The sequence below is a fragment of the Allomuricauda sp. R78024 genome, assembly GCF_044596045.1.
Taxonomy (GTDB): Bacteria; Bacteroidota; Bacteroidia; order Flavobacteriales; family Flavobacteriaceae; genus Flagellimonas.
Map to the genome: position 1 here is coordinate 1,398,697 of NZ_CP138995.1, position 26,683 is coordinate 1,425,379.

At 37.9% G+C, this 26,683-nt stretch carries 29 protein-coding genes; 14 read left to right on the plus strand and 15 right to left on the minus strand.

What is annotated here, in order from left to right:
- Nucleotides 1-7: 7 nt before the first annotated feature.
- Entirely contained in the window at nucleotides 8-964 is a 957-nt protein-coding gene (locus SJY44_RS06185; RefSeq protein ID WP_396591708.1) for a GSCFA domain-containing protein, read from the plus strand.
- The gene (locus SJY44_RS06190; RefSeq protein ID WP_396591709.1) at nucleotides 965-1,591 is read left to right on the plus strand and encodes a DUF4230 domain-containing protein; all 627 of its coding nucleotides are present in this window, start codon (nucleotides 965-967) and stop codon (nucleotides 1,589-1,591) included.
- Here SJY44_RS06190 and SJY44_RS06195 read toward each other — a convergent pair.
- The 3 genes from SJY44_RS06195 to SJY44_RS06205 form a co-directional block, all read right to left on the minus strand.
- Nucleotides 1,559-3,316 (minus strand): aromatic amino acid hydroxylase, encoded by a 1,758-nt coding sequence (locus tag SJY44_RS06195; RefSeq protein ID WP_396591710.1) that lies wholly within the window; start codon nucleotides 3,314-3,316, stop codon nucleotides 1,559-1,561. The genes SJY44_RS06190 and SJY44_RS06195 overlap by 33 nt on opposite strands.
- A gap of 101 nt (nucleotides 3,317-3,417) precedes the next feature.
- A complete protein-coding gene (locus tag SJY44_RS06200; RefSeq protein WP_298924694.1) occupies nucleotides 3,418-4,005 on the minus strand; it encodes a DUF4136 domain-containing protein in 588 nt (195 codons plus the stop codon).
- Between the two features lie 70 nt (nucleotides 4,006-4,075).
- A complete protein-coding gene (locus SJY44_RS06205) occupies nucleotides 4,076-4,237 on the minus strand; it encodes a DUF5522 domain-containing protein (protein WP_396591711.1) in 162 nt (53 codons plus the stop codon).
- A 180-nt stretch (nucleotides 4,238-4,417) separates the two neighbouring features.
- Here SJY44_RS06205 and SJY44_RS06210 point away from each other — a divergent pair, with 180 nt between their 5' ends.
- The 4 genes from SJY44_RS06210 (at nucleotide 4,418) to hemL (ending at nucleotide 7,894) form a co-directional block, all read left to right on the plus strand.
- On the plus strand, nucleotides 4,418-4,747 hold the full coding sequence (locus tag SJY44_RS06210) for a hypothetical protein (protein WP_298924698.1): 330 nt from the start codon (nucleotides 4,418-4,420) through the stop codon (nucleotides 4,745-4,747).
- Between the two features lie 9 nt (nucleotides 4,748-4,756).
- Nucleotides 4,757-5,662 (plus strand): 1-aminocyclopropane-1-carboxylate deaminase/D-cysteine desulfhydrase, encoded by a 906-nt coding sequence (locus SJY44_RS06215; protein ID WP_396591712.1) that lies wholly within the window; start codon nucleotides 4,757-4,759, stop codon nucleotides 5,660-5,662.
- Complete coding sequence (locus tag SJY44_RS06220) at nucleotides 5,659-6,510, plus strand: glucosaminidase domain-containing protein (RefSeq protein ID WP_396591713.1); 852 nt, start codon at nucleotides 5,659-5,661, stop codon at nucleotides 6,508-6,510. Before SJY44_RS06215 ends, SJY44_RS06220 begins: the two co-directional genes overlap by 4 nt.
- 106 nt (nucleotides 6,511-6,616) lie before the next feature.
- Entirely contained in the window at nucleotides 6,617-7,894 is a 1,278-nt protein-coding gene (hemL, locus tag SJY44_RS06225) for a glutamate-1-semialdehyde 2,1-aminomutase (RefSeq protein ID WP_396591714.1), read from the plus strand.
- 224 nt (nucleotides 7,895-8,118) lie between these two features.
- Here the strand turns inward: hemL and SJY44_RS06230 are convergent, their stop codons facing one another.
- From SJY44_RS06230 to SJY44_RS06240, 3 genes are all read right to left on the minus strand, one after another.
- Nucleotides 8,119-9,291, minus strand: coding sequence for a nitrate/nitrite transporter (locus SJY44_RS06230; RefSeq protein WP_396591715.1), 1,173 nt, complete (start codon nucleotides 9,289-9,291; stop codon nucleotides 8,119-8,121).
- Nucleotides 9,292-9,406: 115 nt separating this feature from the next.
- Nucleotides 9,407-11,251, minus strand: a complete 1,845-nt coding sequence (locus SJY44_RS06235; protein ID WP_396591716.1) for a hypothetical protein — start codon at nucleotides 11,249-11,251, stop codon at nucleotides 9,407-9,409.
- A gap of 174 nt (nucleotides 11,252-11,425) precedes the next feature.
- Nucleotides 11,426-12,157 (minus strand): hypothetical protein, encoded by a 732-nt coding sequence (locus SJY44_RS06240; RefSeq protein ID WP_396591717.1) that lies wholly within the window; start codon nucleotides 12,155-12,157, stop codon nucleotides 11,426-11,428.
- A 323-nt stretch (nucleotides 12,158-12,480) separates the two neighbouring features.
- Here SJY44_RS06240 and SJY44_RS06245 point away from each other — a divergent pair, with 323 nt between their 5' ends.
- The 3 genes from SJY44_RS06245 to SJY44_RS06255 all read left to right on the plus strand — a co-directional run bounded on the left by SJY44_RS06245 (nucleotide 12,481) and on the right by SJY44_RS06255 (nucleotide 14,595).
- Nucleotides 12,481-13,038, plus strand: a complete 558-nt coding sequence (locus SJY44_RS06245; RefSeq protein ID WP_396591718.1) for a TetR/AcrR family transcriptional regulator — start codon at nucleotides 12,481-12,483, stop codon at nucleotides 13,036-13,038.
- 64 nt (nucleotides 13,039-13,102) lie between these two features.
- Nucleotides 13,103-14,068, plus strand: coding sequence for an alpha/beta fold hydrolase (locus SJY44_RS06250; protein WP_396591719.1), 966 nt, complete (start codon nucleotides 13,103-13,105; stop codon nucleotides 14,066-14,068).
- Between the two features lie 98 nt (nucleotides 14,069-14,166).
- Nucleotides 14,167-14,595, plus strand: coding sequence for a DUF1348 family protein (locus SJY44_RS06255; protein WP_396591720.1), 429 nt, complete (start codon nucleotides 14,167-14,169; stop codon nucleotides 14,593-14,595).
- Between the two features lie 98 nt (nucleotides 14,596-14,693).
- On the opposite strand, the gene SJY44_RS06260 is transcribed toward SJY44_RS06255, so the two are convergent.
- From SJY44_RS06260 to SJY44_RS06275, 4 genes are all read right to left on the minus strand, one after another.
- Nucleotides 14,694-15,758, minus strand: coding sequence for an adenylate/guanylate cyclase domain-containing protein (locus SJY44_RS06260; protein WP_396591721.1), 1,065 nt, complete (start codon nucleotides 15,756-15,758; stop codon nucleotides 14,694-14,696).
- A gap of 110 nt (nucleotides 15,759-15,868) precedes the next feature.
- Nucleotides 15,869-16,315: a DoxX family membrane protein gene (locus SJY44_RS06265; RefSeq protein WP_298924717.1), complete on the minus strand. Its 447-nt coding sequence runs from the start codon at nucleotides 16,313-16,315 to the stop codon at nucleotides 15,869-15,871.
- 1 nt (nucleotide 16,316) lies between these two features.
- The gene (locus tag SJY44_RS06270; protein ID WP_396591722.1) at nucleotides 16,317-17,204 is read right to left on the minus strand and encodes an IPT/TIG domain-containing protein; all 888 of its coding nucleotides are present in this window, start codon (nucleotides 17,202-17,204) and stop codon (nucleotides 16,317-16,319) included.
- Nucleotides 17,205-17,217: 13 nt separating this feature from the next.
- Nucleotides 17,218-19,323, minus strand: a complete 2,106-nt coding sequence (locus tag SJY44_RS06275; protein WP_396591723.1) for a TonB-dependent receptor plug domain-containing protein — start codon at nucleotides 19,321-19,323, stop codon at nucleotides 17,218-17,220.
- A 104-nt stretch (nucleotides 19,324-19,427) separates the two neighbouring features.
- Here SJY44_RS06275 and SJY44_RS06280 point away from each other — a divergent pair, with 104 nt between their 5' ends.
- Nucleotides 19,428-20,336: a DUF6607 family protein gene (locus SJY44_RS06280; protein WP_396591724.1), complete on the plus strand. Its 909-nt coding sequence runs from the start codon at nucleotides 19,428-19,430 to the stop codon at nucleotides 20,334-20,336.
- Nucleotides 20,337-20,382: 46 nt separating this feature from the next.
- On the opposite strand, the gene SJY44_RS06285 is transcribed toward SJY44_RS06280, so the two are convergent.
- Nucleotides 20,383-20,805, minus strand: coding sequence for a VOC family protein (locus tag SJY44_RS06285; protein ID WP_396591725.1), 423 nt, complete (start codon nucleotides 20,803-20,805; stop codon nucleotides 20,383-20,385).
- 66 nt (nucleotides 20,806-20,871) lie between these two features.
- Here SJY44_RS06285 and SJY44_RS06290 point away from each other — a divergent pair, with 66 nt between their 5' ends.
- The 4 genes from SJY44_RS06290 (at nucleotide 20,872) to SJY44_RS06305 (ending at nucleotide 23,623) form a co-directional block, all read left to right on the plus strand.
- On the plus strand, nucleotides 20,872-21,729 hold the full coding sequence (locus SJY44_RS06290) for a helix-turn-helix transcriptional regulator (RefSeq protein WP_396591726.1): 858 nt from the start codon (nucleotides 20,872-20,874) through the stop codon (nucleotides 21,727-21,729).
- A 124-nt stretch (nucleotides 21,730-21,853) separates the two neighbouring features.
- Nucleotides 21,854-22,252 carry a DUF5367 family protein gene (locus SJY44_RS06295; protein WP_396591727.1) on the plus strand — a complete coding sequence of 133 codons (399 nt, stop codon included), beginning with the start codon at nucleotides 21,854-21,856 and terminating at the stop codon, nucleotides 22,250-22,252.
- Nucleotides 22,253-22,270: 18 nt separating this feature from the next.
- On the plus strand, nucleotides 22,271-22,762 hold the full coding sequence (locus SJY44_RS06300) for a DUF1772 domain-containing protein (protein WP_396591728.1): 492 nt from the start codon (nucleotides 22,271-22,273) through the stop codon (nucleotides 22,760-22,762).
- A gap of 24 nt (nucleotides 22,763-22,786) precedes the next feature.
- Nucleotides 22,787-23,623 carry an NAD(P)H-binding protein gene (locus SJY44_RS06305; RefSeq protein ID WP_396591729.1) on the plus strand — a complete coding sequence of 279 codons (837 nt, stop codon included), beginning with the start codon at nucleotides 22,787-22,789 and terminating at the stop codon, nucleotides 23,621-23,623.
- Between the two features lie 49 nt (nucleotides 23,624-23,672).
- Here SJY44_RS06305 and SJY44_RS06310 read toward each other — a convergent pair whose 3' ends face one another.
- From SJY44_RS06310 to SJY44_RS06325, 4 genes are all read right to left on the minus strand, one after another.
- Nucleotides 23,673-24,398, minus strand: coding sequence for a DUF3307 domain-containing protein (locus SJY44_RS06310; RefSeq protein WP_396591730.1), 726 nt, complete (start codon nucleotides 24,396-24,398; stop codon nucleotides 23,673-23,675).
- Nucleotides 24,395-25,003 (minus strand): transcriptional regulator, encoded by a 609-nt coding sequence (locus tag SJY44_RS06315; RefSeq protein WP_396591731.1) that lies wholly within the window; start codon nucleotides 25,001-25,003, stop codon nucleotides 24,395-24,397. Before SJY44_RS06315 ends, SJY44_RS06310 begins: the two co-directional genes overlap by 4 nt.
- A 156-nt stretch (nucleotides 25,004-25,159) precedes the next feature.
- Nucleotides 25,160-25,978, minus strand: a complete 819-nt coding sequence (locus SJY44_RS06320) for an SH3 domain-containing protein (RefSeq protein WP_396591732.1) — start codon at nucleotides 25,976-25,978, stop codon at nucleotides 25,160-25,162.
- Between the two features lie 188 nt (nucleotides 25,979-26,166).
- On the minus strand, nucleotides 26,167-26,613 hold the full coding sequence (locus SJY44_RS06325) for a hypothetical protein (RefSeq protein WP_396591733.1): 447 nt from the start codon (nucleotides 26,611-26,613) through the stop codon (nucleotides 26,167-26,169).
- Between the last annotated feature and the right edge of the window lie 70 nt (nucleotides 26,614-26,683).

Here is a 26,683-nt window from a genome sequence, read left to right on the forward strand (position 1 = left end):
TTCCAAAATGAAACTCCAAACCACAGTCCCTCTTATAAAATCTGAAAATTCAATAGATTATCAGAGTAAACTACTGTTGTTAGGTTCTTGTTTTGTAGAGAATATTGGTGAAAAACTGGAGTATTTTAAGTTTCAACAACTCCAGAACCCATTCGGAATCCTATTCCACCTTTTGGCCATCGAAAATTTAGTGGAACGTGCCATTGAAAATCGCAATTATCAAGAAAATGAAGTTTTTGAACATCATGGCATTTGGCATTGTTTTGATGCTCATTCTGATAATAGTGCCACTTCTAAGACTATATTACTTCAAAATTTAAATGAAGGTCTTAAAGAAACCAAGCAACAACTAGAGCAGACTACCCACATCATTATTACTTTGGGTACTGCATGGGTATATAGGCACAATAGCACTAAAAAGGCTGTTGCCAATTGTCATAAGGTTCCCCAAAAGGAGTTTTCTAAAGAATTGTTGTCCATAGAAGTGATTAAAAATAGCCTCGCAAGATTGATTGAATTGGTGCATTCTGTAAATGAAAATGCGCAAGTAATTTTTACAATTTCCCCGGTACGGCATTTAAAAGATGGCTTTACGGAAAATCAACAAAGCAAATCGCATTTGATTACTGCCCTTCATGGTGTTCTGTCATCTCGAGCGCAGTCGAGAGAGATTTATTTTCCATCTTATGAAATTATGATGGACGAATTACGAGACTATCGTTTTTACGGAAAGGATATGGTGCATCCTAACGAACTGGCCATTGATTACATCTGGGAGAAATTTAAATCTAGTTGGATTTCCTCACAATCTTATGCGGTTATGGAAGAGGTAGAGGCGATTCAAAAAGGCCTGCAACACCGAGCTTTTAATCCTGATTCTGAAGAACATCAAAAGTTTAAAAAGTCGCTCCAGACGAAAATTACGTATCTTAAAGAAAGGTATCCTTTTATGAAATTTGCCTAAATGAAAAAAGTACTCGTTGGAGCGATCATTGCCTTAGCATCTGTGTTGATTTATAAATCCTGCGCTGATGATAGGGCGCAGCAGTCGATTCTAAAGGAAAATACAATGCTTATTCAGCAAGAATTAAAGCAGGTATCTAAACTCATCGTAACAGAAGGACATTTTGTTGAGGTTTATAACTATGCCGATTCTAAAGAATTGTTTGGTGCATTGGTCACAGCGGATAAGAAAGCTTTGGTTGTTGTAAATGCAGAGGCCACAATTTCATATGATCTTTCCCAGATTGAATATGAAATGGATGAAGCTCAAAAAACGATTCATATTAAAGTTATCCCTGAACCTGAAATCAAAATCAATCCTGATTTTGAATATTATGATGTGACGGCAGATTATTTTAATCCATTTAAGGCTGAAGATTACAATGCCATAAAGCAAAATGTAACCACCTCATTGCTTAAAAAAGTAAATGCTTCATCACTAAAATCCAATGCTGAAAACCGGTTGATCAGCGAACTTTCTAGAATTTATGTGCTTACAAACACCTTAGGTTGGACTTTGACCTATGGTCAGGAAAAGATTGACTCCGCTAAAGCATTAGAGACTATGGGAAAAACTCTTATTGATTAAACCTACGCCATCATCAATTAAATGCCCCACCTTTGGGTTATTCAGTTTAACTGTTTCCAAATGCACTAGTATTTCTTGTTGAAACTCCTTGTCATCGCTCTTTTTGGCCAACTCATAAAGTTCTGTGGGCAAAAGCCAATCATCTGGGTGGTCTTTCTTGAGTTCTTGAAAAACCTTATTTCTAGAAATAGTAGTATTTACACCCTCCCTAAAATCCCTGATTTGAGCGTAATATAGCTCCAATTGTTTTCTTTCGGTGTTTTTTACGGATTTAATGGTGGTTTCTGTTAGTTCATGTGAGGTAAGGTCAAAACTGTTTAAATCTGCAGGACCATTGAAAGCGGAAACTACTTTTTGGCCAACAGCCATATGGTATAGCCCCCAATTGGGCAGGAATAAATGCGTTCCATCATAGGTAACCTTGCAATCTTTAAAGGTGATCAAGATGATTTTACCCTGTAGATTTCGGGTTCCGGTGACTATAGTGCCTTCTATGTTCACACCTCCTTCAAATTCTAATGAAATCTGTTCCCCTTCAAAAATTTTGTATGCTTTTAAATCACGAGGACCCATATCCTCAATAGCAAGGTTGATGCCTTTTAACTTGCCAATAGGGGAGCCAAAGCCTTCCGAATGTTGCTCAGTGCTGTGTCCAACGAGTTCTTTTTCGCGATAAGCCAATGCTGTAGGACCTACCGTTCGTATGTAAACGGGTTTGCCATTATGTTCAATAACCGAATTGAACTGTCCTGATACTTGAAGCCCCGTACTAAGCTCAATGGTTCCAAGGGCTTTGGAATCTATTAATTTTTGTATTCCAGATAGTCCTCCGGTACGTAAAGCCATGGTGTTTGCAAAATCCTCTAATACTTGGCTCAGATAGGCAAAATGAGGAGTGACAAAAAGTTGCGGTTGTGGTTTGGTAATATCAAAGGCTTTTTGGGCTGTTTCAATGGTGTAAGGTTCTTTAACTACATCACTTTGCATGCACCATTTACTTTCCCCAATAGATGATAGTAGACCAGCACCATAAATTTTTGGATTATCCAGCGTGCCAATTAAACCATATTCCACTGTCCACCAATGAAGGTTTCGGATAAGGGCCATTTCACTAGGTACGCCCATATTTTCCTGTAAGTCTTCAATATGCTTTTCGGCCTTGTCTATTTCTTCTTGTGAGGTTCCTGTTGCTTCTTTGATAATGGAAAGATGCCTTACAGCTTGGTAGAGCTCATAATCTTTGGCACTTGAAATGGCTTTACTACCTATTTCCCCAAAGCGTCTTAAATATTCAGCGTATTCAGGATTTGCAATTATAGGAGCGTGTCCTGCCCCTTCATGAATGATGTCTGGAGCTGGGGTGTATTCAATGTTTTCTAGCTGTCTAATATCTGAGGCAATGACCAATACGTTATATGCCTGAAACTCCATAAATGCAGAAGGAGGAATAAAACCATCAACGGCAACCGCTGCCCAACCAATCTCTTTTAAAATACGGTTCATGCCATACATGTTGGGAATATGATCTATGGAAATTCCTGTTTTCAACAAACCATCCACATATGATTTATGGGCCACTTTACTCAAATAGTCCACATTTTTCCTCATTACATAGCGCCACACTGCCTGATTAATAGCAGAATAGTCATCATAATTCTGCGGCTTTATGAACTGTTTTAGATGCTCTGGCAGCTTGTCTAGAATGGGATTGGATTCGTAATTCATTGCACTTTTTTAGTCACCATAAAGATACAAAATCACAATGTGTTTCTTGTTAGTTGGTAAGTGGGCATAAAAAAACCGCCTCAAGGGCGGTTTTAAATTTTTTAGTTTGCTGCAATCTCGGTAGATGGCGGATATTCTTTGAGAATGTTTGCTACGAACTCACGAATTCGTTCCTCTTTTTTATCAATATTTTTAGTGTTATTTAAGGTGCCTACACCACGACCTTGCCAAACCAATCCTTTGTTTTTGGCATCTATCAAATCTATATACAAAGAACCTTCAGTTCTGGTACTCACATTATTTCCAAAACCTCCACCTGGGCCCCAAAGCCATGGGTTGTAAAAACCTCCGTAGCCCCAGCCACCCCAACCCCAGCCACCCCAGCCAAAGTTGTTGTTGTATACATCTACTTGCTCGCGTTCTTTCGTAAAAATATTCACCAACAAATCTGGTTGTTGGGATTTTACAAAACCGCGAGAACTCATTTCGGTATCAATAGCTTTTAGAATTCGTTTTTTGTCCAAATCGGATATTTGGGCCTTGTCTATACCTGTTTTATAAAAGGCATAAGTCTTATAGGTTTTAAAATCCGCTTCTTTATCATAGTCGGCAATAACCCTAACAGAGCTGCAGGATGCCAAGAAAGTAACTGCGAGAGCAGTTAGTGTTAATAGTTTTAAATTTTTCATAGTAATCTTTTTTTTGAGTTCATAGAAATGACTACAAATTAATCACAAATATTATGCCGAATATTCCCGTTCAAGGTCTGCCATTTGTTTTTTTGTCGTAACCGTAGGGGCAATGTCTACAGCCGCTTTCACAACAATAGCCTCGTTTTAAATGGTATTTTTCTGTAAATACTTTGTACCCCTCCTCAGAGAGATAAAAATCACCCTCTTCCAAGGGAATAAGCTCCTTCATATCTTACGAAACCAATTTCGTTACTTATAAAATTAAGGTATTCCAGTGAATAGGACTAGGATTTTACAATTTGAAGGCACCTTGAGTAGTTCACCGAAAATGTTAAGTGTATTATCGAAACAATTTAATTTTCACAAAATTTAGCTGTTATATTTGTAGGAATCTTATGATAGTTTTAGTGTGATATTAGTATTTAAACACTTTTTTTATCGAAATTATGTAGGCTTGTCCCTTTGGCCTTTCATCATCTTAAAAGAGGATGCGCTCAGAAATGATGAGGCACTCATTAATCATGAGCGTATACATCTTAAGCAGCAGCGAGAACTATTTATCCTCCCTTTTTATATCCTTTATATCTCTGAATGGTTGCTAAGAACATTACTTTATCTTGATAGTTATAGAGCATATCAAAATATAAGTTTTGAACGTGAGGCATATGCCAATGAGAATGATAAAGATTATCTTTCGCAAAGAAAAACCTTTGGTTTTTTGGATTATTTGACGCGATAAACTCACAACTTGTTAATCCCCAATCAAAAAGTACACTTACCTCTTCTTGAGGAAAAAGGCATAACGCTTTGTTTAAAGCGGGAGGATACCATACACCCTTTTATCTCAGGTAATAAATACCGAAAGTTAAAATACAATTTACTTGAGGCAAAAAGACAAGAACACACCGCGCTACTAACTTTTGGTGGTGCATTTTCCAACCATATTGCTGCCACGGCATTTGCAGGTAAAGAAGCAGGATTAAAAACCATTGGTATTATCCGTGGCGAAGAACTTAAAGATAGCTGGACAGAAAACCCCACTCTAAAACTGGCCAAGGAACATGGAATGGAATTTCATTTTGTGTCACGAAGTGATTACAGAGAAAAAGATACTTCAACTTTTTATGAAAGACTGAAATCTCTTTTTGGTGATTTTTATTTGTTACCAGAAGGAGGAACCAATGCTTTGGCGGCAAAAGGCTGTGAAGAAATTTTGACCGAAGCAGATATGGAATTCGATTTTGTTTGCAGTTGTGTGGGGACTGGTGGCACTGTGGCCGGTCTTATCAATTCAGCAAAGCCGCATCAAACCGTTTTAGGGTTCCCAGCGTTAAAAGGTGATTTTCTAAAGCAGGATATTCTTAAATTTGCCCGTAATGAAAATTGGGAGTTTATTCCTGATTACCATTTTGGAGGCTATGCCAAGGTAGATGAACGCTTGATTGATTTCATCAATATCTTTAAAAAAGAAACCCAAATTCCATTAGACCCCATTTACACGGGAAAAATGCTTTTTGGTATTTTAGACATGGTAAAGCAAGGGTTTTTTAAACCAGGCGCCAGTATTTTGGCCATCCATAGTGGAGGATTACAAGGTATAAAAGGCATGAACCTTGTATTGAAGAAGAAAAATTTACCGTTATTGGACATATGATCAGGCGAATAGGATATCTAGTAGTGTTGGCTTTATTGGTTGCAAGTTGTGGAGCTAAAAAGCGAACCCCATCAAAAAAAACAAAAACGGTGGTTAAGACCAAACCAATCCGTAACCCCAATACTGGAATTCCCAAAGACGGTACAAAAGAGTCAGAATTATATCCCTTGCCTGTTAACCCCGGAAGGTTTGTAAAATTCCCGGTTGCCAATACACAGGAGTATATTGAAACGTTCTCGGAGATGGCTCAATACGAAATGCGTGCCTTTGGCATTCCGGCAAGTATCACATTGGCCCAAGGTATTTTAGAGAGCGGTTCGGGTAAAGGAGAGCTTACCAAAAAAACCAACAATCACTTTGGTATTAAATGCCATACGGGTTGGGATGGCGAATTCGATTTTCATGATGATGATGCCAAGGGCGAATGTTTTAGGAAATACAACCACCCTATGTATTCATTCAGGGATCATAGTGTTTTCCTTTCTTCCCGTTCCCGGTATAAATTCTTATTCAATTATAGACGGAACGATTATAAAAAATGGGCGTACGGCTTGCGTGAAGCGGGTTACGCCACAGACCGTAAGTATCCCCAGAAACTTATTGCCCTTATTGAACGCTACAATTTGGATCAATACGATGAGAAAGTGGTTCGTGGCGGATTGGAAACAGTACGAAAACCCAAACAATATGAAGTGTTTACCCATGTGGTGGAAAAAGGGGAAACACTATACGCCATCTCTCGAAAATATACCATTTCGGTAGACGAACTCAAACAAATCAATAATTTGAATACCAATACGCTGGCCATAGGACAGGTACTCAACATTCGAAAAGAAAAAACAAAATAATTTGTCACATCGAGCACAGTCGAGATGTCTTGTGCTTTGAATCGTTTTCGTCCTTCGATATACTCAGGATGACAACTTGAACTGACAATTAAATAGAAAATAATCCATGCTATACCAAAGAAGTAGCGCCTTATTTACTGAGGCCAAAAAATATATCCCTGGTGGGGTAAATTCCCCAGTAAGAGCGTTTAAAGCAGTAGGGGGCGACCCTATTTTTGTAAAAGAAGCAAAGGGCGCCTACCTCTATGATGAAGATGGCAACCAGTTAATTGACTATATCGCTTCTTGGGGTCCTCTTATTTTGGGTCATGCATACGAACCAGTAATCAATGCAGTGGTGGAGAAGGCCAAAAAAGGAACTTCCTTTGGAATGCCCACGGAGATTGAAACGGAATTGGCAAAACTGGCCGTTTCCATGGTGCCAAATATAGATAAGATTCGCTTTGTGAATAGTGGTACCGAAGCCTGTATGAGTGCCGTGCGACTTGCCCGGGGCTATACAGGAAAAGATAAGATCATCAAATTTGCGGGTTGCTACCACGGCCATTCCGATTCTTTTTTGATACAAGCAGGGAGTGGTGCGGTTACTTTTGGTAGTCCTAACAGCCCGGGCGTTACACAAGGAACGGCCAAGGACACCCTTTTGGCGGAGTACAATGACCTAGAAGGTGTAAAAGCGTTGGCTGCAGCTAACAAAGGCGAAATTGCTGCTATTATTTTGGAGCCCGTAGCAGGAAATATGGGTTGTATTATTCCTAATGATGAATTTATCCAAGGATTACGAAAATTGTGCACGGAGGAAGGCATTCTTTTGTTGTTTGATGAGGTGATGACCGGTTTCCGATTGGGAAAAGGCGGAGCACAGGAAGCTTTGGGGATTGATGCAGATATTGTAATGTTCGGAAAGGTAATAGGAGGTGGACTTCCCGTAGGAGCATTTGCTGCAAAAGCGGAAATTATGGCTCATTTGGCTCCTGATGGCCCTGTATACCAAGCAGGTACCTTAAGTGGGAACCCATTGGCCATGAGTGCAGGACTTGCTATGCTCACAGAACTAAACAACAAACCAGAAGTCTTTTCCAGCCTGGCGGAGAAAACCGAATATTTGCACAAAGGCATTGCCAGTGTATTGACGGAAAAAGGCGTAGCACACCAAATTAATCGATACGGCAGCATGATTTCAGTACATTTTTGTGAAGCGCCAGTGGTTGATTTTGTCTCTTCAGCAAAAGGAAATAACGATACCTTTAAAAAATACTTTCATGGTATGTTGGACCAAGGCGTTTATTTACCTCCTTCCGCTTTTGAGAGTTATTTTTTAAATGATGCCATCAGCTATACTGATTTGGATAAAACCATTGATGCGGTTAAGAACGTTTTTTAAAAGAAGTTTGCTCCTTCCTGTTGTCATCCTGAGCATAGTCGAAGGAAAGATAAGGTGCCCGAAGATCATTTAGACATGTGAAGTGAAGCGACGATTGAGAAATCTAAGGCCCCAAAAAGTAATTCCTCACATTCGGCTTGAAGAACCACGTCAGTTTGAGTGGTGTTGAATTACGAATACTTCTCGATACGATTATGTAAAATCACTCTAAGTGACGATTGCTTTTAATTTCTACGTTTTTTGAACAATCCCCACAACCCTAAAATAGGGCCAAGAGCTAAAACTGTAAAAAGATATTGTGTAGGGATAACATCCTGAAGTGCGGCAATCACCTGTAAGCTAACTATGGTGATGGCAAAACCAATACAATTGACAATGGTCAGTGCGGTGCCTTTAATTTCTACTGGGGCACTCTGCGCTACCATGGTAGAAAAGAGGGGTGAATCTGCAATGACTACCATACCCCAAAACAACAAGAATGCTATAAAAACGGGAGTGGAGGCGTAAAGCAACAGAAATGGAGATACCAAACAGCAAATCCCAGAGAGGAATAGGGAGGTGGCCGCAATACGTTTAGTGCCCCTACGCTGCGAAATATATCCCCCAAGCACGCAGGCCAATCCACCAATCGCAATGACCCAAAACGACCAGAAGGAAACACGAAATAGGTTATGCCCCTGCCATTCCGCATGTAGCCCAAGCAAAATCGGAACAAAAGCCCAAAACGTATAGAGTTCCCACATATGTCCAAAATAGCCAAGAGCAGCGGCCCTAAAATCCTTCTTTTTAAAAACAGAAAAACAAGCTGTAAAGTTGAGATGTTGGCTGGGTTTTCGGTAGGGGCCATTGGGCACTAAAACTACCATAAGGACACCACCCAAAACGGCAAGTGCAGAGGTGGTATAGATTACATATTGCCAGGGAAATACAGCAGAAAGCCATTTTAGAAAATGCGGCAGGGCGGTACCTAATACCAAAGCACCTACCAAATAGCCAAGTGATTTGCCCAAGCCCTTATTAAAATAATCTGCGGCGATTTTCATGCCTACGGGATAAATACCCGCCAGAAAGAAACCGGTCAAAAATCGAAATATTAAAATGCTGGTCCAACCACTACCTTCCCAAATAATACCTAGATTAAAGATAGCACCCAGAATGGCACTCCATAAAAATACTTTAGAGGGCGAAAAACGATCTGTTAATGTTAATAAGGCAAAGAGTAAGGTACCGATGATAAAACCAAATTGCACAGCCGAAGTGATGTTGCCTAAACTGTTTTCGCCTAAATTAAAATGGGCAATTAAAGAAATCAGTACGCCATTCCCTGCAAACCAGAGTGATGTGCAAAAAAATTGCGCAATTACGATAATGAAGAGAATATGTTTGGGAGGTTTCACCCTTCTAATTTAAAACTGAAAAATAGTCATTTCGAAGGAGCTAAACGACGGAGAAATCTCTAAGCTAAAATAAAACTAGTATCACTAAAAACATCTAGATACCAGCTCATTCACTTTATTTACTTAGAGCTTTTAATATTCGTTCTTCGTTTATTACTATGTCCCTGAATAATACGTGAGGAAATTCCGTGTATTTTGATGTTTTAAAAGCCTCTGAAATATTCGATAGAGTAGAAGCTGTTATAAGTGATAAATTCATTTCTGTGTCCATTTCGCAGTCCGTAACAAAATCATCACTAAACTCTGGTGCGACAAGTAATATTTTAACAATTCGCAAGTCATTTTTAAGTGCTAAATTCTGATAAGATTTTAATTGTCTTGAAACAGTGCTAAATTTATTATAACCTCGTTCTTTGCTTGTTTTACATTCTACAATTATCACTTCATTATTATCCAAGTTTAAAAGAATATCTATCATATCCTTTTTAGTGTTCAGCTTATTTTTAAACGTATCATCAACATTGAACCCCAAACCTTTAAAAATTACTTTAGTTAATTCCTCGAATTTTATTCCGAGTTCACTTTCTTTAATAGTTATACCGTTTTCTTTTAATAGGTTCAAATTTCTATAAGCAACATTTTCGAAGTTTTCTAAATACAAATTCTCAACATCTTTGTAATGCTCAAGAATGTTTAAAATATCATCTCCACGTTGTTTAATTCCATAGTCCTTAATAAATTTGGTTAAATCCGTTTTAACTATTAAGTCCAAAATATCTCTTGGCTTTATGTTGTAATCAAGTAAAAAATCTGCTTTTAACACATATTCATCTTGTAATTGGAATTGGTCTTTTATCTGTTTGTTCAGTTTTGGTAGAGATTGATTTAATTCCGTGAGAAGTTTGTCAAATCCATCCAATGATATCCCTACTTTCTCATCACGCTCAACATTCTCAAAATGTTTAATAAGACTACTAATTTTGTCATCTAACGTGCTTCCTTTTAAATTTGAAATATTCAGACCTTTTTCGCAAAGTTCATTTAAAGTCTTTTTCTTTTCTGTTAATGTACTTCCTTGTTTATAAATATCATCTAGAAGTAGGCTCGTAAAAGAAACACCTTCTTTTATTATTTCTTCAATTTTTTGAGCGTATGACAATTTTCTGTCAATATTATGCTCTCTGGCAATTTGATTGATAATAGGTTCTCTTAAAAGTTTAAGTGTTCTTCGATAGAATTTTTCTGCGACTTCTTTTTCTCGAACTCTGCGTAACATTCTAACCATTTCATCTGCTATGTAAATCGTATTCTCTTTGTTAGAATAAAATATTACACCAATGTTTTTTAGACCTTTTATTACGTCTTGAATATCAATCTTTTTGATTGGTATTATTGAGTAATTTATTAATTTGACTTCTTCTTGTGAAAGCCCTAATTGTCTTGAAAGTGTTAATATTATTGAGAGTTCGTCTGACGTAATTTTTGCATCTCGGTTATTTTCAATGTCATTTCGATAAGCTGTATGCAAACAAGATTTGTAGATTTTATAATCACGTTTTCGAGTTATACTCAATTCCGATTTATCATTTTCAAAGTCAACGTTCAATCCTTTTATTCTTACTTTAAGATTTTTGATTTCGGTTTCATATAATCTCGAAAACCAATCTCGTTTCATTATGCAATTGCCATCACGTATTATGATGTCGATTAAAATATCTAATTGTGATGTGATTTCCTGAAATTCACACTTAATGTGAGCTTGAAATTCGTTTGCAGTTAAAGCAAAAATTTTGGATATATTTTGATTGTCAACCGATTTCAAACCCTTATCTGATGAGCTTAAAATATTTTCGATTTCTTTTCCGTTTTTTGGGTTCTTGGTTATGATATTATCAATTATTTTAATAAATGAGTTCTTTTCTATTGAACCAAGTCTATCCAAAATATTTTCTAATTTCATAAAGTATATTGTTTAATACTGCTATTTATTCAGTTTGTGGGCAACAATCATATATAATAATTGATTATAGCTAAAAATAGAGTTGGGGAGATTGTTCACAAGTTAGTTTATGTACAGCAGATTATTATACACAAAACCCTTAAAAAAACTAAGGTTTTTCTATAATGTATAGTCTTAATCCTTAATTACAGCACGTAAAAAGGCTTCTACTGCAGGAGAACGGCCTAAAGGTTCTAAAAAACAAGTATACACATTTACTAAAACAGCCAGATAGGTGGCAGGGTGTTTTAGCTTTTTATACTTCCAGGCGGCCAAAAGTATCATCCCAATAATCAATACTTGTGTAAAGTACATGGGGAGCATGATATCTATATGGGGCCAATGTTTGGCATTTAGACCAACATACACATTTTGTATACCACGGCCCAAGGCAGGCATCATAATCAAAAACACTGTGGTAATTAGCCACCAAGCATGATCTTCCAGACTTTTTCGTTTTATAATACTCATAATTACGGCATAGCCAAAGGCCAGAATCATCACAATTTCCACAGCCGCTACACCAATAAAAAACCAAGGCTCAAAAGGCCCAAAGTTGTCACTAAATTCAGCAGCATCGTTGGCATTGGTAATATCCCTAAATAGCATACTAAAAGCAGTAATACAGACACCACCTGCCAAAAACATTCCTATAATGCCGTTGGTACGGTGTTTTTCCAATTTACCGTGTGTAGCGTAATATGGTTGTATGATTAGATATAGATACCAAATGGTGCCGGTCCAGTAATGTACATGCACGGACCAAGCTTTTTGGACAAACTCGCCCCAATAATCCCCAAAAATGCCAAATTGCATAAAGATCATGGGAATGATCATCCATTTGTACAAGCTTTTGTAGTGGTCCATTGCTGCAATTTTTAGTGGTTAAAATATAACATGGCTAATTGCTGCATACAGGATATGCAGTTAATACTTCATAAAAAAGGGGGAGTTTGTTGATTACAAGATAGTTAAAATTTGTTTTGGGAGATATCGAAAGAGTATAATTGGTTGTTAACTATGTTTTTTTGGTTGTAGCATCCTGAGCCTGTCGAAGGGCGAGAACTCTTTAGAACGTGGATTGGGAAGACATCTCGACTGTGCTCGATGTGACAATTTGGTTAAAGAATGTTAAAATTTTACCGAACGTTTGGTAAAATTTAAAATATTGTTACATTTGTCCCATGAGAATGGCAAAAGTATCAGATCTAGAAATTTTAAACGGCTTAATGTCCGTGTTCCGAGCTAAGGGATATGACGGAGCCAGTTTAAACGAATTGGCGGAAGCTACTGGTCTTAAGAAAGCTAGTCTCTATCATCGGTATCCTGGTGGTAAAAAGGAGATGACGTCAGCTGTCCTGGACTTTATGGAATCTTGGATTGACAACAAAGTCTATGCTGTATTGTCTGATGATGAGATACCTTCGGTACAACGTTTGGACGAAGCTTTGATAAACATAAAAGCAGTGTACAACAATGGTAAGGAAGTGTGTTTGTATCGTTCCCTATCCATGGATACTGGAATGGCGCTGTTTGGAGAGAAAATAGAAAAGGGAATCAACCAATGGTTGTCATCATTTATTACTTTGGGCAAGGCCGTGCATTTAGATGATGCAACTGCAACGCAATTTGCAAAACAAACCTTTATAGATATTCAAGGGAGTTTGGTGCTGTCCAAAGCTATGGATACTACGGAGCCTTTTGAAAAGGCCATCAGCCAAATTAAAGAACGCTATACCAATACCTAAAAAAATTTGAACAATAAATTTACCGAACGTTCGGTAGTAATAAATGAATATTAAATCTAAAACAATGAAAACAAGAAAAACAATCGTAACACTTTTTACTTTGGCAGTAGTTTTTGCCATGAACCTTAACGGACAGACCAAAGGGAAATCCGTAACCAAAGATGATTACCCAACTACCTTTCATACGGCCAAAGTTGCCGGGCTGGATATTTTTTACCGAGAAGCGGGACCTAAAGATGCCCCTACCTTACTTTTATTGCATGGGTACCCTACCTCGTCGCATATGTTCCGAAATTTAATGGAAGATCTATCCTCAGACTATCATTTAATCGCCCCAGATTATCCTGGATACGGACGTAGCTCCCAACCTGCCATGGCAGATTTTGAGTATAGCTTTGACAATTTCGCCGAAATCGTAGATGAGTTGTTGGTGCAGCTAAAAGTAGATCGCTACAGCTTATATTTAATGGATTATGGTGCGCCAGTGGGATATAGGATTTTTGAAAAACACCCAGAGCGTGTAGATGCATTTATTGTTCAAAACGGAAATGCTTATACGGAAGGTTTGGCTGATTTCTGGGATCCACTACGTAAACTGTGGGCAGACAATTCAGAAGCAAATAAAAAACCTTTGGAAGGATTCCATCAAATAGGTGGCTTAAAATGGCAGTATTTGCATGGTGTACAAGACAGCACTAAAGTGAGTCCAGATAACTGGAACCATGATTTACAACATTTAACACGTCCAGAAAACAACGAGATCCAATTGGCCATGTTCTATGACTATAGAACAAATATGGGAAAATATCCAGGATGGCAAAAACTGTTTAGGGAGTATCAAGTACCTACTTTAATCGTTTGGGGACAGAACGATATTATCTTTCCACCTTCTGGAGCGCATCCATATAAAAGAGACTTAAAGAATGTGGAATTCCATTTGTTGGACACTGGGCACTTTGCTTTGGAAGAAAAGGGCGATGAAATTGCAAACTACATCTACAATTTCTTAAAAAAGAACAAAATAAAATAATAGATTCACTGCCCATAGCACTTTTTTTCATGGTTCTGTGGGTAGTGTTTTTTGTTTTTTTTCGACTTAATGTCAAACAACAACAAACAAAAAACATCATGCAACAAGAACAAGACGAGATAAAATTACCTGTACCTCCTTTTACTTTGGAGACAGCCAAACAAAAGATTCAGCTAGCAGAAGATGCTTGGAACAGCCAAGACCCTATAAAAGTTTCCAAAGCGTATACGGTGGATAGCGAGTGGCGCAACCGTTCCTTGTTTGTCAATGGACGTGAAGAGATTCAAGCATTTTTGACCGACAAATGGCAAAACGAAGAAAATTATAAGCTTAAAAAAGAATATTGGGCACACAGTGATGACCGTATTGCAGTACGTTTTGAATACGAATACCAAAATAAGGATGGTGATTGGTTCCGAGCTTATGGCAATGAAAACTGGGAGTTTAATGAAAAGGGATTGATGAAGAAGCGCTATGCCAGTATCAATGATGTTGCTATTTCAGAAGAGGAGCGAAAGTTGAGGTAATCATCAGTTCGAATTGTCACCCTGAGTTTATCGAAGGGTGAGAAAATTTTAGAAACGGGGATTACAAGACATCTCGAATGCGCTCGATATGATTTGTGTTATGAATCTAAGGAAACGGCGCAAATCTCCACTTTGTCCTTTTTTCCTTTGAGTGGAATACTACCCATAGTAGTATAGGCAAAATCATTTGAATTCAATTGGCCTTTAAGGCTTTCTGAAAGCAACAGTTCGCTCTCCAAGGCATTACATTGCCCCTGAATTCTGGCGGCAGTATTGATGGTATCGCCATGGTAGGCGATTTCCTTTTTATATTTTCCCACTTCGGTAACGGTGACGATACCTGCATGCAGACCCGCTTTAAAAAAGGGTTTGCAATCATACTTTTTTTGATAGTGTTCACTCTTTTTATGAAGCAGTTTGGTAAAGTTATAATATGCTCTAAGGCAATTTTCATTTTGTAATCCCTGTTTCAGTTTCCACGTAAGTACAGCTTCGTCTCCAACATATTGGTAAATTTCAGCTTCGTTCTCTACGGCTACACCCAAATCGTTAAAGCAGTCTTGTACCAGCATACTATATTTTACATGCCCCAACCGTTCCGCATGTGCTGTGGAGGACTGTAGATCTAAGAACATAAAAATACGTTCTTCTTCACGAGGAGTATAGAACTTACCGCGCAGTAATTTGAACAGATTACCTTCGCCCAACATTAAATTTACTTGGCGAAATATGGCCAAAAGCAAATCCACAACAATTACATAAAAGTAAACAGCGACACTACCTGTATCAAAAGCAAAGGTGATAATGTCAATGGGAACACCAAAGTATAGTTCATAGACTCCATAGGCAATGACTATGAGCAATACTATAAATAGTACTGAATATATAGCGTTTATTAGCAGTAGTCTTCCAATAGAAACATGTTTGTAGACACGTTCCTCCACTAATATTTGGGCAACTGCTGAACCTATCCCCATTATTGGGCCAAGGGTGAATGCAATCATTAGGCCAGAGATGAAATCAAATTTTAGGGTACCCAACTCCTCCGTTCCTACGCCCCTAACAATGCTGAGGAAAACGAAGGCAGAGGTCCAACCCATTAGGTAAAACCGAATGATGCGCCACCTACGTTTATTAATCAATTTTGATAAGAAGGAAATCATAGCTTTAAAGGTATCCTTTTTGGATAAATTACCTTATCCCTTATCATCAAAAAAGAAAAGCGGGGCAATTGCCCCGCTTTTCACAACAAACTAACTGAAACCTAACCAAACTAAATCGGTTTTATCCAAAGCAAATGTTTCCATTTAGCTCTTTCTTTTAATACTAAGGCAATATTAATGGCAAACAAACCTCCGGTTTGTAGCAGTTCTCCCATTTCATCCGACTCTAAAAACAGATGGAACAAAAAGATATGCAAGGTAATGGGCAATAAGAAAATTGCACCTACAAAACTACTTCCCTGTAAGAGTACCAATAAACCAAAAAAGAGCTCGCAAATACCTAGTAATTGCCAGAAATACCCTGTCTGTTTTGCACCACTGATGTACAGTATTTTTTGGAGTGTACTTTCCTTTTCTGGGACTTTAAATTTCTCAGCTTTTTCTACAACTTCTATTGGTGACGGAATCGGTTTTTGAAATTTCTGAACTCCACCATAAACCATCATTCCACCCAGAATGAGTCGTAGCACAATGAATAAAATATTGATTCCTTTCATCTTATTCTGCTAAAGAAGTTTCTCCCTCGTTGGGGTTGTAGATATAGTTGAACGTAAAATATCTGAAATCATTCATAGCTATTGTAGGAGTAATTTCAGTAGGAGCATCCTTATAATAGCTTAAGATTTCAATTTTGGCATATTTATCATCATGTGTGCGCACAACCAGTATTCTACCAGGAACGGGAGTGACAGTAAAAGTGGCGGGATTGTAGTTGTACCAACCATTGTCACTACCTGAGGGTACTGCAAGGGTACCATCCGCATCTTGAACAAAAGTCATCCCATCGGCACTATTCACATCAGCAAAAGTTCCACTTTCTATGGCTATACCAGCATTTCCATTCCGTACGGGCTCATCACTGGTTCCAGTCTCTGCGCCCCCGTTAACTATAATGGTCAAACCTCGAAAAGCAATATCCCAATCGGTTTCACTGTCAGTTACTTGACCGGTTTCAAAGCTAAATTTTGCAAAGGGTCCACCAACGGGCTGCCCTTGTCCACCTGTTTGAGGTGCTTCTAGATTGCTCATGGCTTCCACTACCAAATCTGATAATACATTGAATGAAGTAGGAGCGGCTTTGGTAAAACCGTTGGCAACAATGCTAACTTCTCCACTAGTAGCTCCTGTAGGAACCTCGGTCACAATTTGGGTGCTAGTTGCAGATGAAATAGTGGCTGCAACGCCTCCAAAGGTTAAATTGATTACAGTTGCATCTGTAGGAAAATCTGAACCAGTAATGGTAATCTCTGTTCCAACGGCGCCAGAGGCCGGAGTTATAGCGGTAACGGTGAACTCGGTCAGAGGAACTTCACCATCATCGTCGCTGCAACCTACAAAGGCCACAAGCATAAATATTAAGCTAAAAAGTTTTAAAGTGGTTTTCATAATGATCTAAAATTTAAAATTGAATGTTAAGTTTTGCGAATACCAATATTCCTGGGTTTATTAGCACATCGTTATCTTGTGCTGCAAGGGGGCTATTCCCTTTAAAGTCCAAAAGGTTGTTCGCCCCCAGTTGCAGACTGTAATGTTCAAGAAAAGTTTTTCCAAATGTTAGGTTGACCAAGGCATAACCGCCAACAAAGCTGTTGTCAAAATCGTCCAAGAGATCGTTTCCGTTGCGATCTGTTAAACCAAACCGACTACGGTATGTAACTCTAAGATTGGCGTTTGCGCTCCATTTTGGAATGTCATAAAAGGCCTTAAAATTGATGGTGTGTCTTGAACGGTTTTCCAATCCAAAATAATCTGATTTGGACAAGCGAATGGTTTCCAGAGTTTCTGGGTCTCGAGCAAAGACCTCACCATTATCCAACGCATCTTCTTTGTCTTTGTCAAAAGCAAACAAGAGCTGATACCCAGCAGATAGATTAAGCGTTTTAAAAAGGTTATACTTCAGATCTAACTCAAGCCCTTGGGTGTACACGCTCTCACGGTTAACATATCCAAATACATTTTGACCATTTGTTTTTGCAGCCAAAATTCTGGTATCGATTAAGTTTTTAAAGTCGTTTCTAAAGAAGTTGAGTTCGGACGATATTTTTCCTTCTTTATAGGCAACCCCAAAATTATAGCCGACGGAACTTTCAGCATCCAAACGTTCACCTAATTGCGAAGGATCCACTTGCAGTGTGGCAATTTCATCATTGTCTTGAAGGCGTTGAATACCAGCAGCTTCAACCTCCTTTCCAAAAACAGAATATCCGCCGCCTGCGGCGTTGGTAAAATCGAGATATAGCTGACGGAAATCAGGGGCTTTGAAACCGCTTCCCACGGACCCTTTTATAGAAAAAGAAGGGGTAATATCATATTTGGCAGAGATTTTTGGACTTAGTTGGGAGTTATACTCACTGTGATTATCAAAACGTGCCCCAGTTATGATATTTAGTTTTTCAATAGGTTTAAAATCATACTGGATAAAAATATATTGAGAATTAAAAGTGACCGTTTCAGCAAAAAGAGAACGGTCTAGGGTTTCAAAATTATAACCACCTCCAATGGTTAGTGTGTTGTTGAGGCTAAAAGAGTGATTGAACCGTATTTCTGGCCTAAAGAGTTTTTGGTCAAAATCGTTGGCAATAAGAAGTTCATTATCAATAGGGTCAACAACCTGTTCATCGGTAATATAGTTGGTATAGTAAAACTCATATTGTAGATTGGTTTTTTTTGAAGCATTGTGATTTACCCGCAACTGGGCATTTGCATCTTTTTCTTCACTAGTGCTGGGTTGTATATCAAATTCTTGATAGAAATATCTGCCCGATGCGAAAACATCTATATTCTTAGCGATATCAAAAAAGAGACGGCCGTTTAAAGTATAGTTGAAAAAAGGATTAACGGTTTGTCCATCTTGGGTAGGGGCGAGGTCATAACCATCTGTACTTAATCGGTCAGCAAAAATGGAATAACCTATTTTTTTGGTGCGTTGATTGAGGCTGAGGTTGGTATTTTGATTGTTAAAGGTTGCGGCTCGGTGCGAAACCTGTCCGCTAATGTTTTCAGAAGTAGGTTTTTCTGTGATGATATTGATGACACCGCCCAGGGCTTCTGAACCGAAAAGGCTCGATGATGGGCCTTTGACAACTTCTATTTGTTTAATGTTACCAATAGCAAAACGACTTAAATCCAAATTCCCAGAACTACGTCCCACCACAGGAACCCCATCAATAAGAACCAAAATATAGTCAGATGCTATTCCTTGAATCTGGACACCCTCTCCACCTCCAATAGTTGCATCTGGGGTCATAATAATTCCAGTTTGTTCATTCAATATCTCGTTTAATCGAGTTACTCCCGTTTGTTGTAACTGTTTTTTAGAAATTAAGGTTACGGGTAAAGGAAGAGAAGATAATTGGCGTACAGTACGTGTTGCGGTCACTATTACTTCATCCAAATTTTCAATGAGAATGGAGTCTTTCTCGTTTTCAACCTGTTCTTGAGCGACACTTAAAGCGCAGAAAAAAAGTAAAAAATAAAAGAGAATATTATTTTTATTTAGACTCATTCTAATTAGATTTGCGACAAATATATATTTATTTTAAATTAATCTAAATAAGAATAGTATAATTTTTTATTTTTTTTTCGAATCCAAAAAACAATACATTTAAAATGAAAAGAGTAGCGATTTTTAGCGTCTTTAGCTTAGCGTTTGTATTTGCCGCAATGGCTCAAAACAAGAAAGAACAGGACAAAAAAGCCATCAAGGACATGTGTGGCTGTTATGAAGTCAGCTTTGACTTTGCAGAGACTTTTGAATATTCAAAAGATACAGCTTATGTACCCTCAAAGGTTAAACATGATAAAGGTCTTGAATGGGTACAATTAGTGGATGACACTGCTGACAAAATTGTGATGCAGCACTTACTTATTGTTGGAAAACCAGATAGTCCACATGTAATTAAGCACTGGAGACAAGATTGGTTATATGAGAATACAGATTTGTACACGTATGATGTAAATAACAAATGGAAGTATGTGCAATTACCTAAAGAAGATGTGAAAGGACAGTGGAGCCAGAAGGTATTTCAGGTGGATGATAGCCCCCGTTATGAAGGTTCAGCTACTTGGGTACACGTGGATGGTAAAAGTTCATGGGAGAACACGACCGATGCACCATTACCCAGAAGGGAATATACCAAGCGAAGTGACTACAATGTAACCGTACGTACCAATAAACATGCTATCACCAATGAAGGATGGATTCATGATCAGGATAACAATAAGGTGATACGCAAAGAGGGGCAAGAAGACATCGTATTAGCTCAGGAAAAGGGTTTGAATACTTATAAAAAGGTTGACGATACCCGTTGTTTGGCTGCGCAAAACTGGTGGAAAGAAAATCATCAGGATTGGGCTTTGGTAAGAGCAAAATGGGATGCTGTGTTTGCTCGCAAGTCTAATCTTCATTTAAATGCAAAGGTCGATGACAAACCTTTATATGCCCACTTGTTCGCCAAAGAATTTGTGAAAAGTGAAGATAACATTGATAAAATAATAGAAACCTTTATTGCGAAGTAGTGTAATTAGTTTGGTTAATAGAAAGCTGCCCATTTAGGGTGGCTTTTTATTTACCCATATAACCCTTTTCTACTAGACGTTTGGATATCCACCAGTAGTTGCCCGCAGGATCAACAATTCCCCCTTGACGATCTTCATACGGCATATCCGCAGGTTCAAATACTACCTCTGCACCTTGGGCCAATGCGTTTTGATACATGGTGTCCACATCTTCTAAATATAAATAGAAAGCAGTTCGCATTCCCTCAAACTGTCCCCTTGCCTGGCTGATCATAAAACAACTATCCCCAATTTTGAGAATAACATTGCTAATGTCACTATTTGTTTCGTTGATGGATCTATTTATTTCTTCAGCGTAAAACGCTTTTTGTAGAAAGTTAATTAAAGCCTCTGGATCTGCTACGAACAAATATGAGTTTACGTTGCTAAAGCCTTCAGGAGTATAGGTATTGAACACGGTTTTTATCATCTAATGGTTAAAGGATTCAAGGATTAGGTACAAAATAAGTATTTTTAGTTTATATCAATAAGACCAATGACGAGGGATATATTGGATATCAACGATTTTATCATTCTAATAGAGGAAGCAACCGCAGAAAAGGTAACTATAGACTCCTGTTTATTTGATGAGCCTGTTATTGCAGTTGCATTTTATGGTTCTGGAAATGTTGATCTTTCCGTCAAATATGGAGATAGACAAAAGGATTTTAAACATACTAAAGGATTGACGCTCTCTTTTTATGCGGATGAAAAAGTTGAATTTGAACATACAGTTTCCGCAAGTAAGCCTTTGGAATGTATTGTTATTGCTACTTCTCCACGAAATCTTGAAAAATTGCCCAATGAAGAAGGAGAGTTATTTTCCCAGATGTTGAATCAACTGGTTAACCCATCTGATCACTATGTGGAGGGCCCACAGTTTTTAATGACCCCTGAAATGCAATCCATAGTAGATCAGGTTTTTCGTGTTTCATATGATGGAAAAACCAAGATGATGTTTCTTAGAAGCCAAATAACGGCATTGATAGCGCATTTTTTTGGTGAACTTGCTTTGTTGGACAAGGAAGTTATTAAACCCTCTGAAAAAGAAAAATTATTTGAAGCGAAGGAAATTCTTTCCAATAATTTGGACTCGCCCCCATCATTAACAGAATTGTCCAAACAAATTGGACTGAACACCTTCAAACTGAAAAAGAACTTTAAAGAACTCTTTGGTGTGCCCGTTTTCAAATATCTTCAGAACGAACGACTTTCAAAAGCACATTATTTAATTAGAAATCAAGAGGCGACTGTTCAAGAGGCCGCTTGGCATGTGGGTTATGATAGTTTAAGTTCCTTTTCAAACGCTTTTGCTAAAAAGTATGGTTTTCGCCCTAGCGAAATTAGAAAATAGGGTGCTTTTCTTAATCTGGTAAAACAGTATTAAATCCTTTTAGAACAAATCATTCTCCTTTTCAAACAAATACAGCCATCTATCCAGCTCTAGATTTGCTCCTGTAATTAAAAAACAGAGTATTATGAAAATTTATAGAGCAATACTAATTGGAGCCCTGATATGGATTCTTGGAGTAAGCATCTTCATGGCATCTTATTATTTGCCATTTATGGAAGATTTAGACCAACAAGCTAACATTGTGCTGGCCATATCTATTGTGCCGCTAGTGTGGTTAGGAATGTTTTTGTACTACAAAAAAGGTGATAAAACACATGGTTATGAGGTTGGTGAGATTATGCTACTGACCAGTATAGCTTTAGATGCTTTGATAACAGTACCATTGATAGTTATTCCCGCTGGCGGCAGTCATTATAGCTTTTTTACCTCTTTTGATTTTTGGTTCATTGCTTTTGAGTTCATTATCGTGGCCGTACTGTATTGGCGCATAATGGTTAGGCCCAAGTTGGATTACCAAGGATAATAAGTAAAAACATCAACTATGGAATTTTCTATAAACACCGTAACACTTTTTCTGGCCATAATGCTCACAGGCTTGGCAGCAGGACTATGCTTTACTTGGACTAATGCTATAACCCCGGGAATAGGGCAACTGGAGAACCTGGGTTATCTACGATCCTTTCAACAAATGAACAGAACCATTTTAAATCCTTTGTTTTTTGTGGTATTCTTTGGGCCCGTGCTAATGACGTTGTTTGCTGCCATTTTAAATAAGGCTGCAGCGCCCCAGACATTCTGGATGATTTTGATTGCTGGGGGAGTCTACTTAGTAGGCGTAGCCATGGTAACCATATTTGGCAATGTTCCCTTGAACGAAATATTGGACAAAACGGACCTTATGGCTAGCAATGAACAAGAACTAAAGGAATTGCGAAAACAGTTTGAAGGTCCATGGAACCGTCTGCATTTGATAAGAACAATTACATCTGCCATCTCTTTTGGATTATTGATTTTGGCAGGATTCACTAAATAAGTATAAACATTAAAATTAAATAGAATGAAAAATAACATTTTAGTATTAGGAGGAAACGGAAAAACAGGTCGACGAGTAGTTCAAAGATTGAAAAAACTAGACCAAAACGTGCGCATTGGCTCAAGAAGCGAAAATCCCAATTTTGATTGGGAAAACCCAGAAACTTGGTCTGCTGCACTTGAGGGAATGGACAAAGTATATATCACTTTTCAACCCGATTTGGCGGTACCGGGAGCTTTGGAAGCTATTGAAGGTTTGGTAAAAGAGGCCAAGCGAAAAGAGGTTAAAAAGCTGGTGCTTCTTTCTGGAAAAGGGGAGCGGGAAGCAGAGTTATGCGAGCAAGTAGTGATTAACTCTGGAATAGATTACACCATTGTTCGTGCCAGTTGGTTTAATCAGAACTTTAGCGAAAGTTTCTTTTTAGATTCTATTTTAGCGGGTCATGTAGCTTTGCCCCAAGCAAATGCCAAAGTACCTTACGTGGATGCAGATGATATTGCCGATGTTGCGGTTGCTGTTTTAATGAACGATAAGCATAATGGTGAAATTTACGAATTGACCGGTTCCAGGTTTTTAACTTTTGAAGAGGTAATGAATGAGATAGCGGAAGCCTCTGGAAGAGATATCGAATTTACCGCAATTTCCTTACCGGCATATACCAAAATGATGGAGGAACACGGTATTCCATCGGACTACATATGGTTAATTAATTATTTGTTCACCGAAGTTTTGGGAAATGATGATAACCAGGTAATTACCCATGGTATTGAACAGGTTTTAGGTAGAAAACCTAAGGATTTTTCGGATTATGTGAAGGAAACTGCCGCAACCGGAATATGGAATCAAACCGTACAGGTGTAATGAACCCAAGCGTATGAATTTAAAGGCAGACCAATTTAGTCTGCCTTTTTTATAAGATGTCAGTCAAATAATTATATACTACTCCAGAAAGGATTGCCAGCCCAAAACTCAATAAAGTGCCTATAAGCACATATTCGGTTAGTTTTCGGTTTTTTCCTTTGTTTAAATCCCCAAACCTGAATACAGATTTGGCTGTAATCAGCAATCCAATGGCGGCCCATTGGTCGGTCAGGATAAATCCAAAGACAAAAAGGCGCTCCAGCATTCCAATGTATTTTCCAGCATTTTTTAAAGAACCACCTTCATCTGGATCTTCGGCCTTTAGGATTTCTGCAATATATGGAGCTAATAGCATCCTCATTAGAATGCCAGACACGTAGGTTACAAATACTAGAAAAGTGATGAATAGAAGATTTTTTTCTACAAAAAGAGTTTCAAAATCAATATCAAAAGGCGTTAGCAAATAAATAACTCCTGTAATTACAAGTAAGTGCAAAACTTGATCTACAACAAATAGCCATCGGTAGTTTTTTTCATTGGTAAAGGTTAGTTTGCCGAGATCTATTAAATAATGGGTGGCAATAATGATACCGACGATTCCAAGGTATTGAAATTGTAATAGGACCAAAAGGAGAATTAGGTGTACTCCAATATGCCAATACAGGTATTTTGATTTCCACTTTTTTTCAAGTTTATCGTCTACCCAGTGGCTGGGTTGCAACATAAAATCTCCAATAAAATGTGCCAATAAAAGTTTTAACGTAAGTAGAATCATAACTGTGAGAGATGGGTTTTATAAAATTGAATCATTTTTTGTACTTCATCAAAACCCGCCCGTATTAGAGCCTCGCTAATATTACTCTGTGATTTTTCCAATACTGAGGCCAGTTCTTTTTGGTTGGCATTTGGATATTCCATGGCAGTTTTCACTATTCGCGAAGTTGCAGGTAACCAATTGTCCATACCAAGTGCTGCAAGTTGTAACATAAGATTAATTGGAGCATCAAATGTTTCTGAGTTGGATTTTAGTGCAAGGGTCTGTTTTTTCAAATTTTCAAAACACTCCCCAGAATTTATAAAGGCAGAACCGTTGGATTCTGTTATTTTTTCTGAGTCATAATCTTTTTCTCCAACACCTATTGCCATGCGAACATCTATTCCTTTTTTCTGTTTTACGTTTGCTTTGATGTAGATAGCGGCTTCTAAGGCTTTTTCTGGTGAAATTTCCAGTTGAAAGCTATCTCCACGGTAGATTTCCCATTGTGTGGGCTCTTTGCCATAAGTGTCCAAGGCCGTTTTTAGATAGGGTAACCAAACCTCTGGTGTTGCTTTCCGAGAGTTAATAATATCTCCGGTTATGATTGCGGTTGTCATACTCATAAGCACAAATATCGGTAAAATAACCGATAATTAAAAATATCGGCTAAATAACCGATAATTATGAATATCGTTTAAATAGCCGATAATGAAAGAAAAGCTGTAAAGTAACAGTAATGAGCCCTTTTCCAATAGATAGAAAGGAGCCTTTTTATTTTTTTAATTTGAAACTCCCTCTCGATAATCAGGAACTAATTTTCCGTCTACCCAACTCAACATTCTGGTTTCCATAGCAGTTTTTTTCCATTGAGAAGCTTCATCTAAATTTTCATTGCGTTCTTTCTTGAAGAGGATTTTTCCTGAAATACCACCTTCATCAAAAGGGAAAACAAATTTTTCTGAATAATAGAACACCCCGGCATCTGAGATTTGTGAAAGTGAAGCAACTTTGGTGAGTTCATCGTTTTGAGCAAAAAGGTAAATACCTCCTCCCTCCATACCACATGCTTCTGCATAATAATCAATAAGCAATATTCCATCTAGGCCGGGAACACCCTTATCATCTAAAGCTTTGATGCGAATAGTCGAGTTGGCCAATGGAATCTTTTTTTCAATATAAGTGCCATTCTTTATATTTCTTATATTTAAAAAAGTACGTTTACCTTCCTTGGAATAAGCAAAAAAATAGTTCTGACTGTTCAATGTCTTTTTTTCTAGAGATAACAGACCTCCTAAGAGATATCCGGTTACACCATCATCATACTTTACCTTATAGAAAGGGGAATCAAAACCCCTGTAAGGCCAGGTGAACTCGGTCTTCTCTATGATTTTTACCCATTCTCCAATTTTCAGTAGTTCTAATACTTCAGATTCAACATCTGGTGCCGCTCGTAACTTAACATCATTGCCAAAGAGATACACCTGCTCCCCAGGTTTAAAATCACATTCTTCCAATGGACAGTTGTATCCATTCTGAGCTGTTATAGTGGAAAAAGTAAATAGAGTGGTAAGGACTGTAATATAAAAAACTGCTTTCATCTTTTTAATTTTAAGGATTAAACAGTTCTTAGGAAGGTTATAATATATACGGTATAAAACGACAAAATGGTTTACCGTAATAGATTTAGAAACAATGTAATTATTATAAATGGGGGAGATTATTTAGGGACGCAAAAAAAAGAAGCCACGTACATGGCTGACGTGGCTTCTAAAATCAACAAAAAACATTATCCTCTTCTTCCTTTCTCCTGCATTTTCTTTTTGCTTTTTATTCCCTTTCTTAGCTTCAATTTTTTCCATGTTTGGTACTGCTCATCTGATAGTACCTTCTTCATTTTTTGATGATGCGCAATTTGATAGTCTAATCTTGCATTTTCTATTTCAAATCGTTCATCCGGTGTGGGTTTTCTCCACTCGCCACCTTCTTTTTTTGTCTTGATCTCTTCATGTTTGGCTTTTCGCATTTCAGCCTCTTCCAAACTGATTTCCATGACCTGTTTTTGTTGCCCTTCATTTAGGTCCAGTGCTAAAGTCAATTTTTTAGTGCGTAACGTTGCAATTTGGGCCGCGGTCATATCAGCCTTTGCACTTTTTCCTGTTCTAGGTCCTTCATGTTTTTGTGCTGTTGCACTCAATGTGGCCAATACGACCACTAATACTACGAATCGTTTCATATGTCTAAACTTTTAATGATTTGGTTATTGGACATAGGTAGAGACCAATGGTTTAATAGCCAATACATTA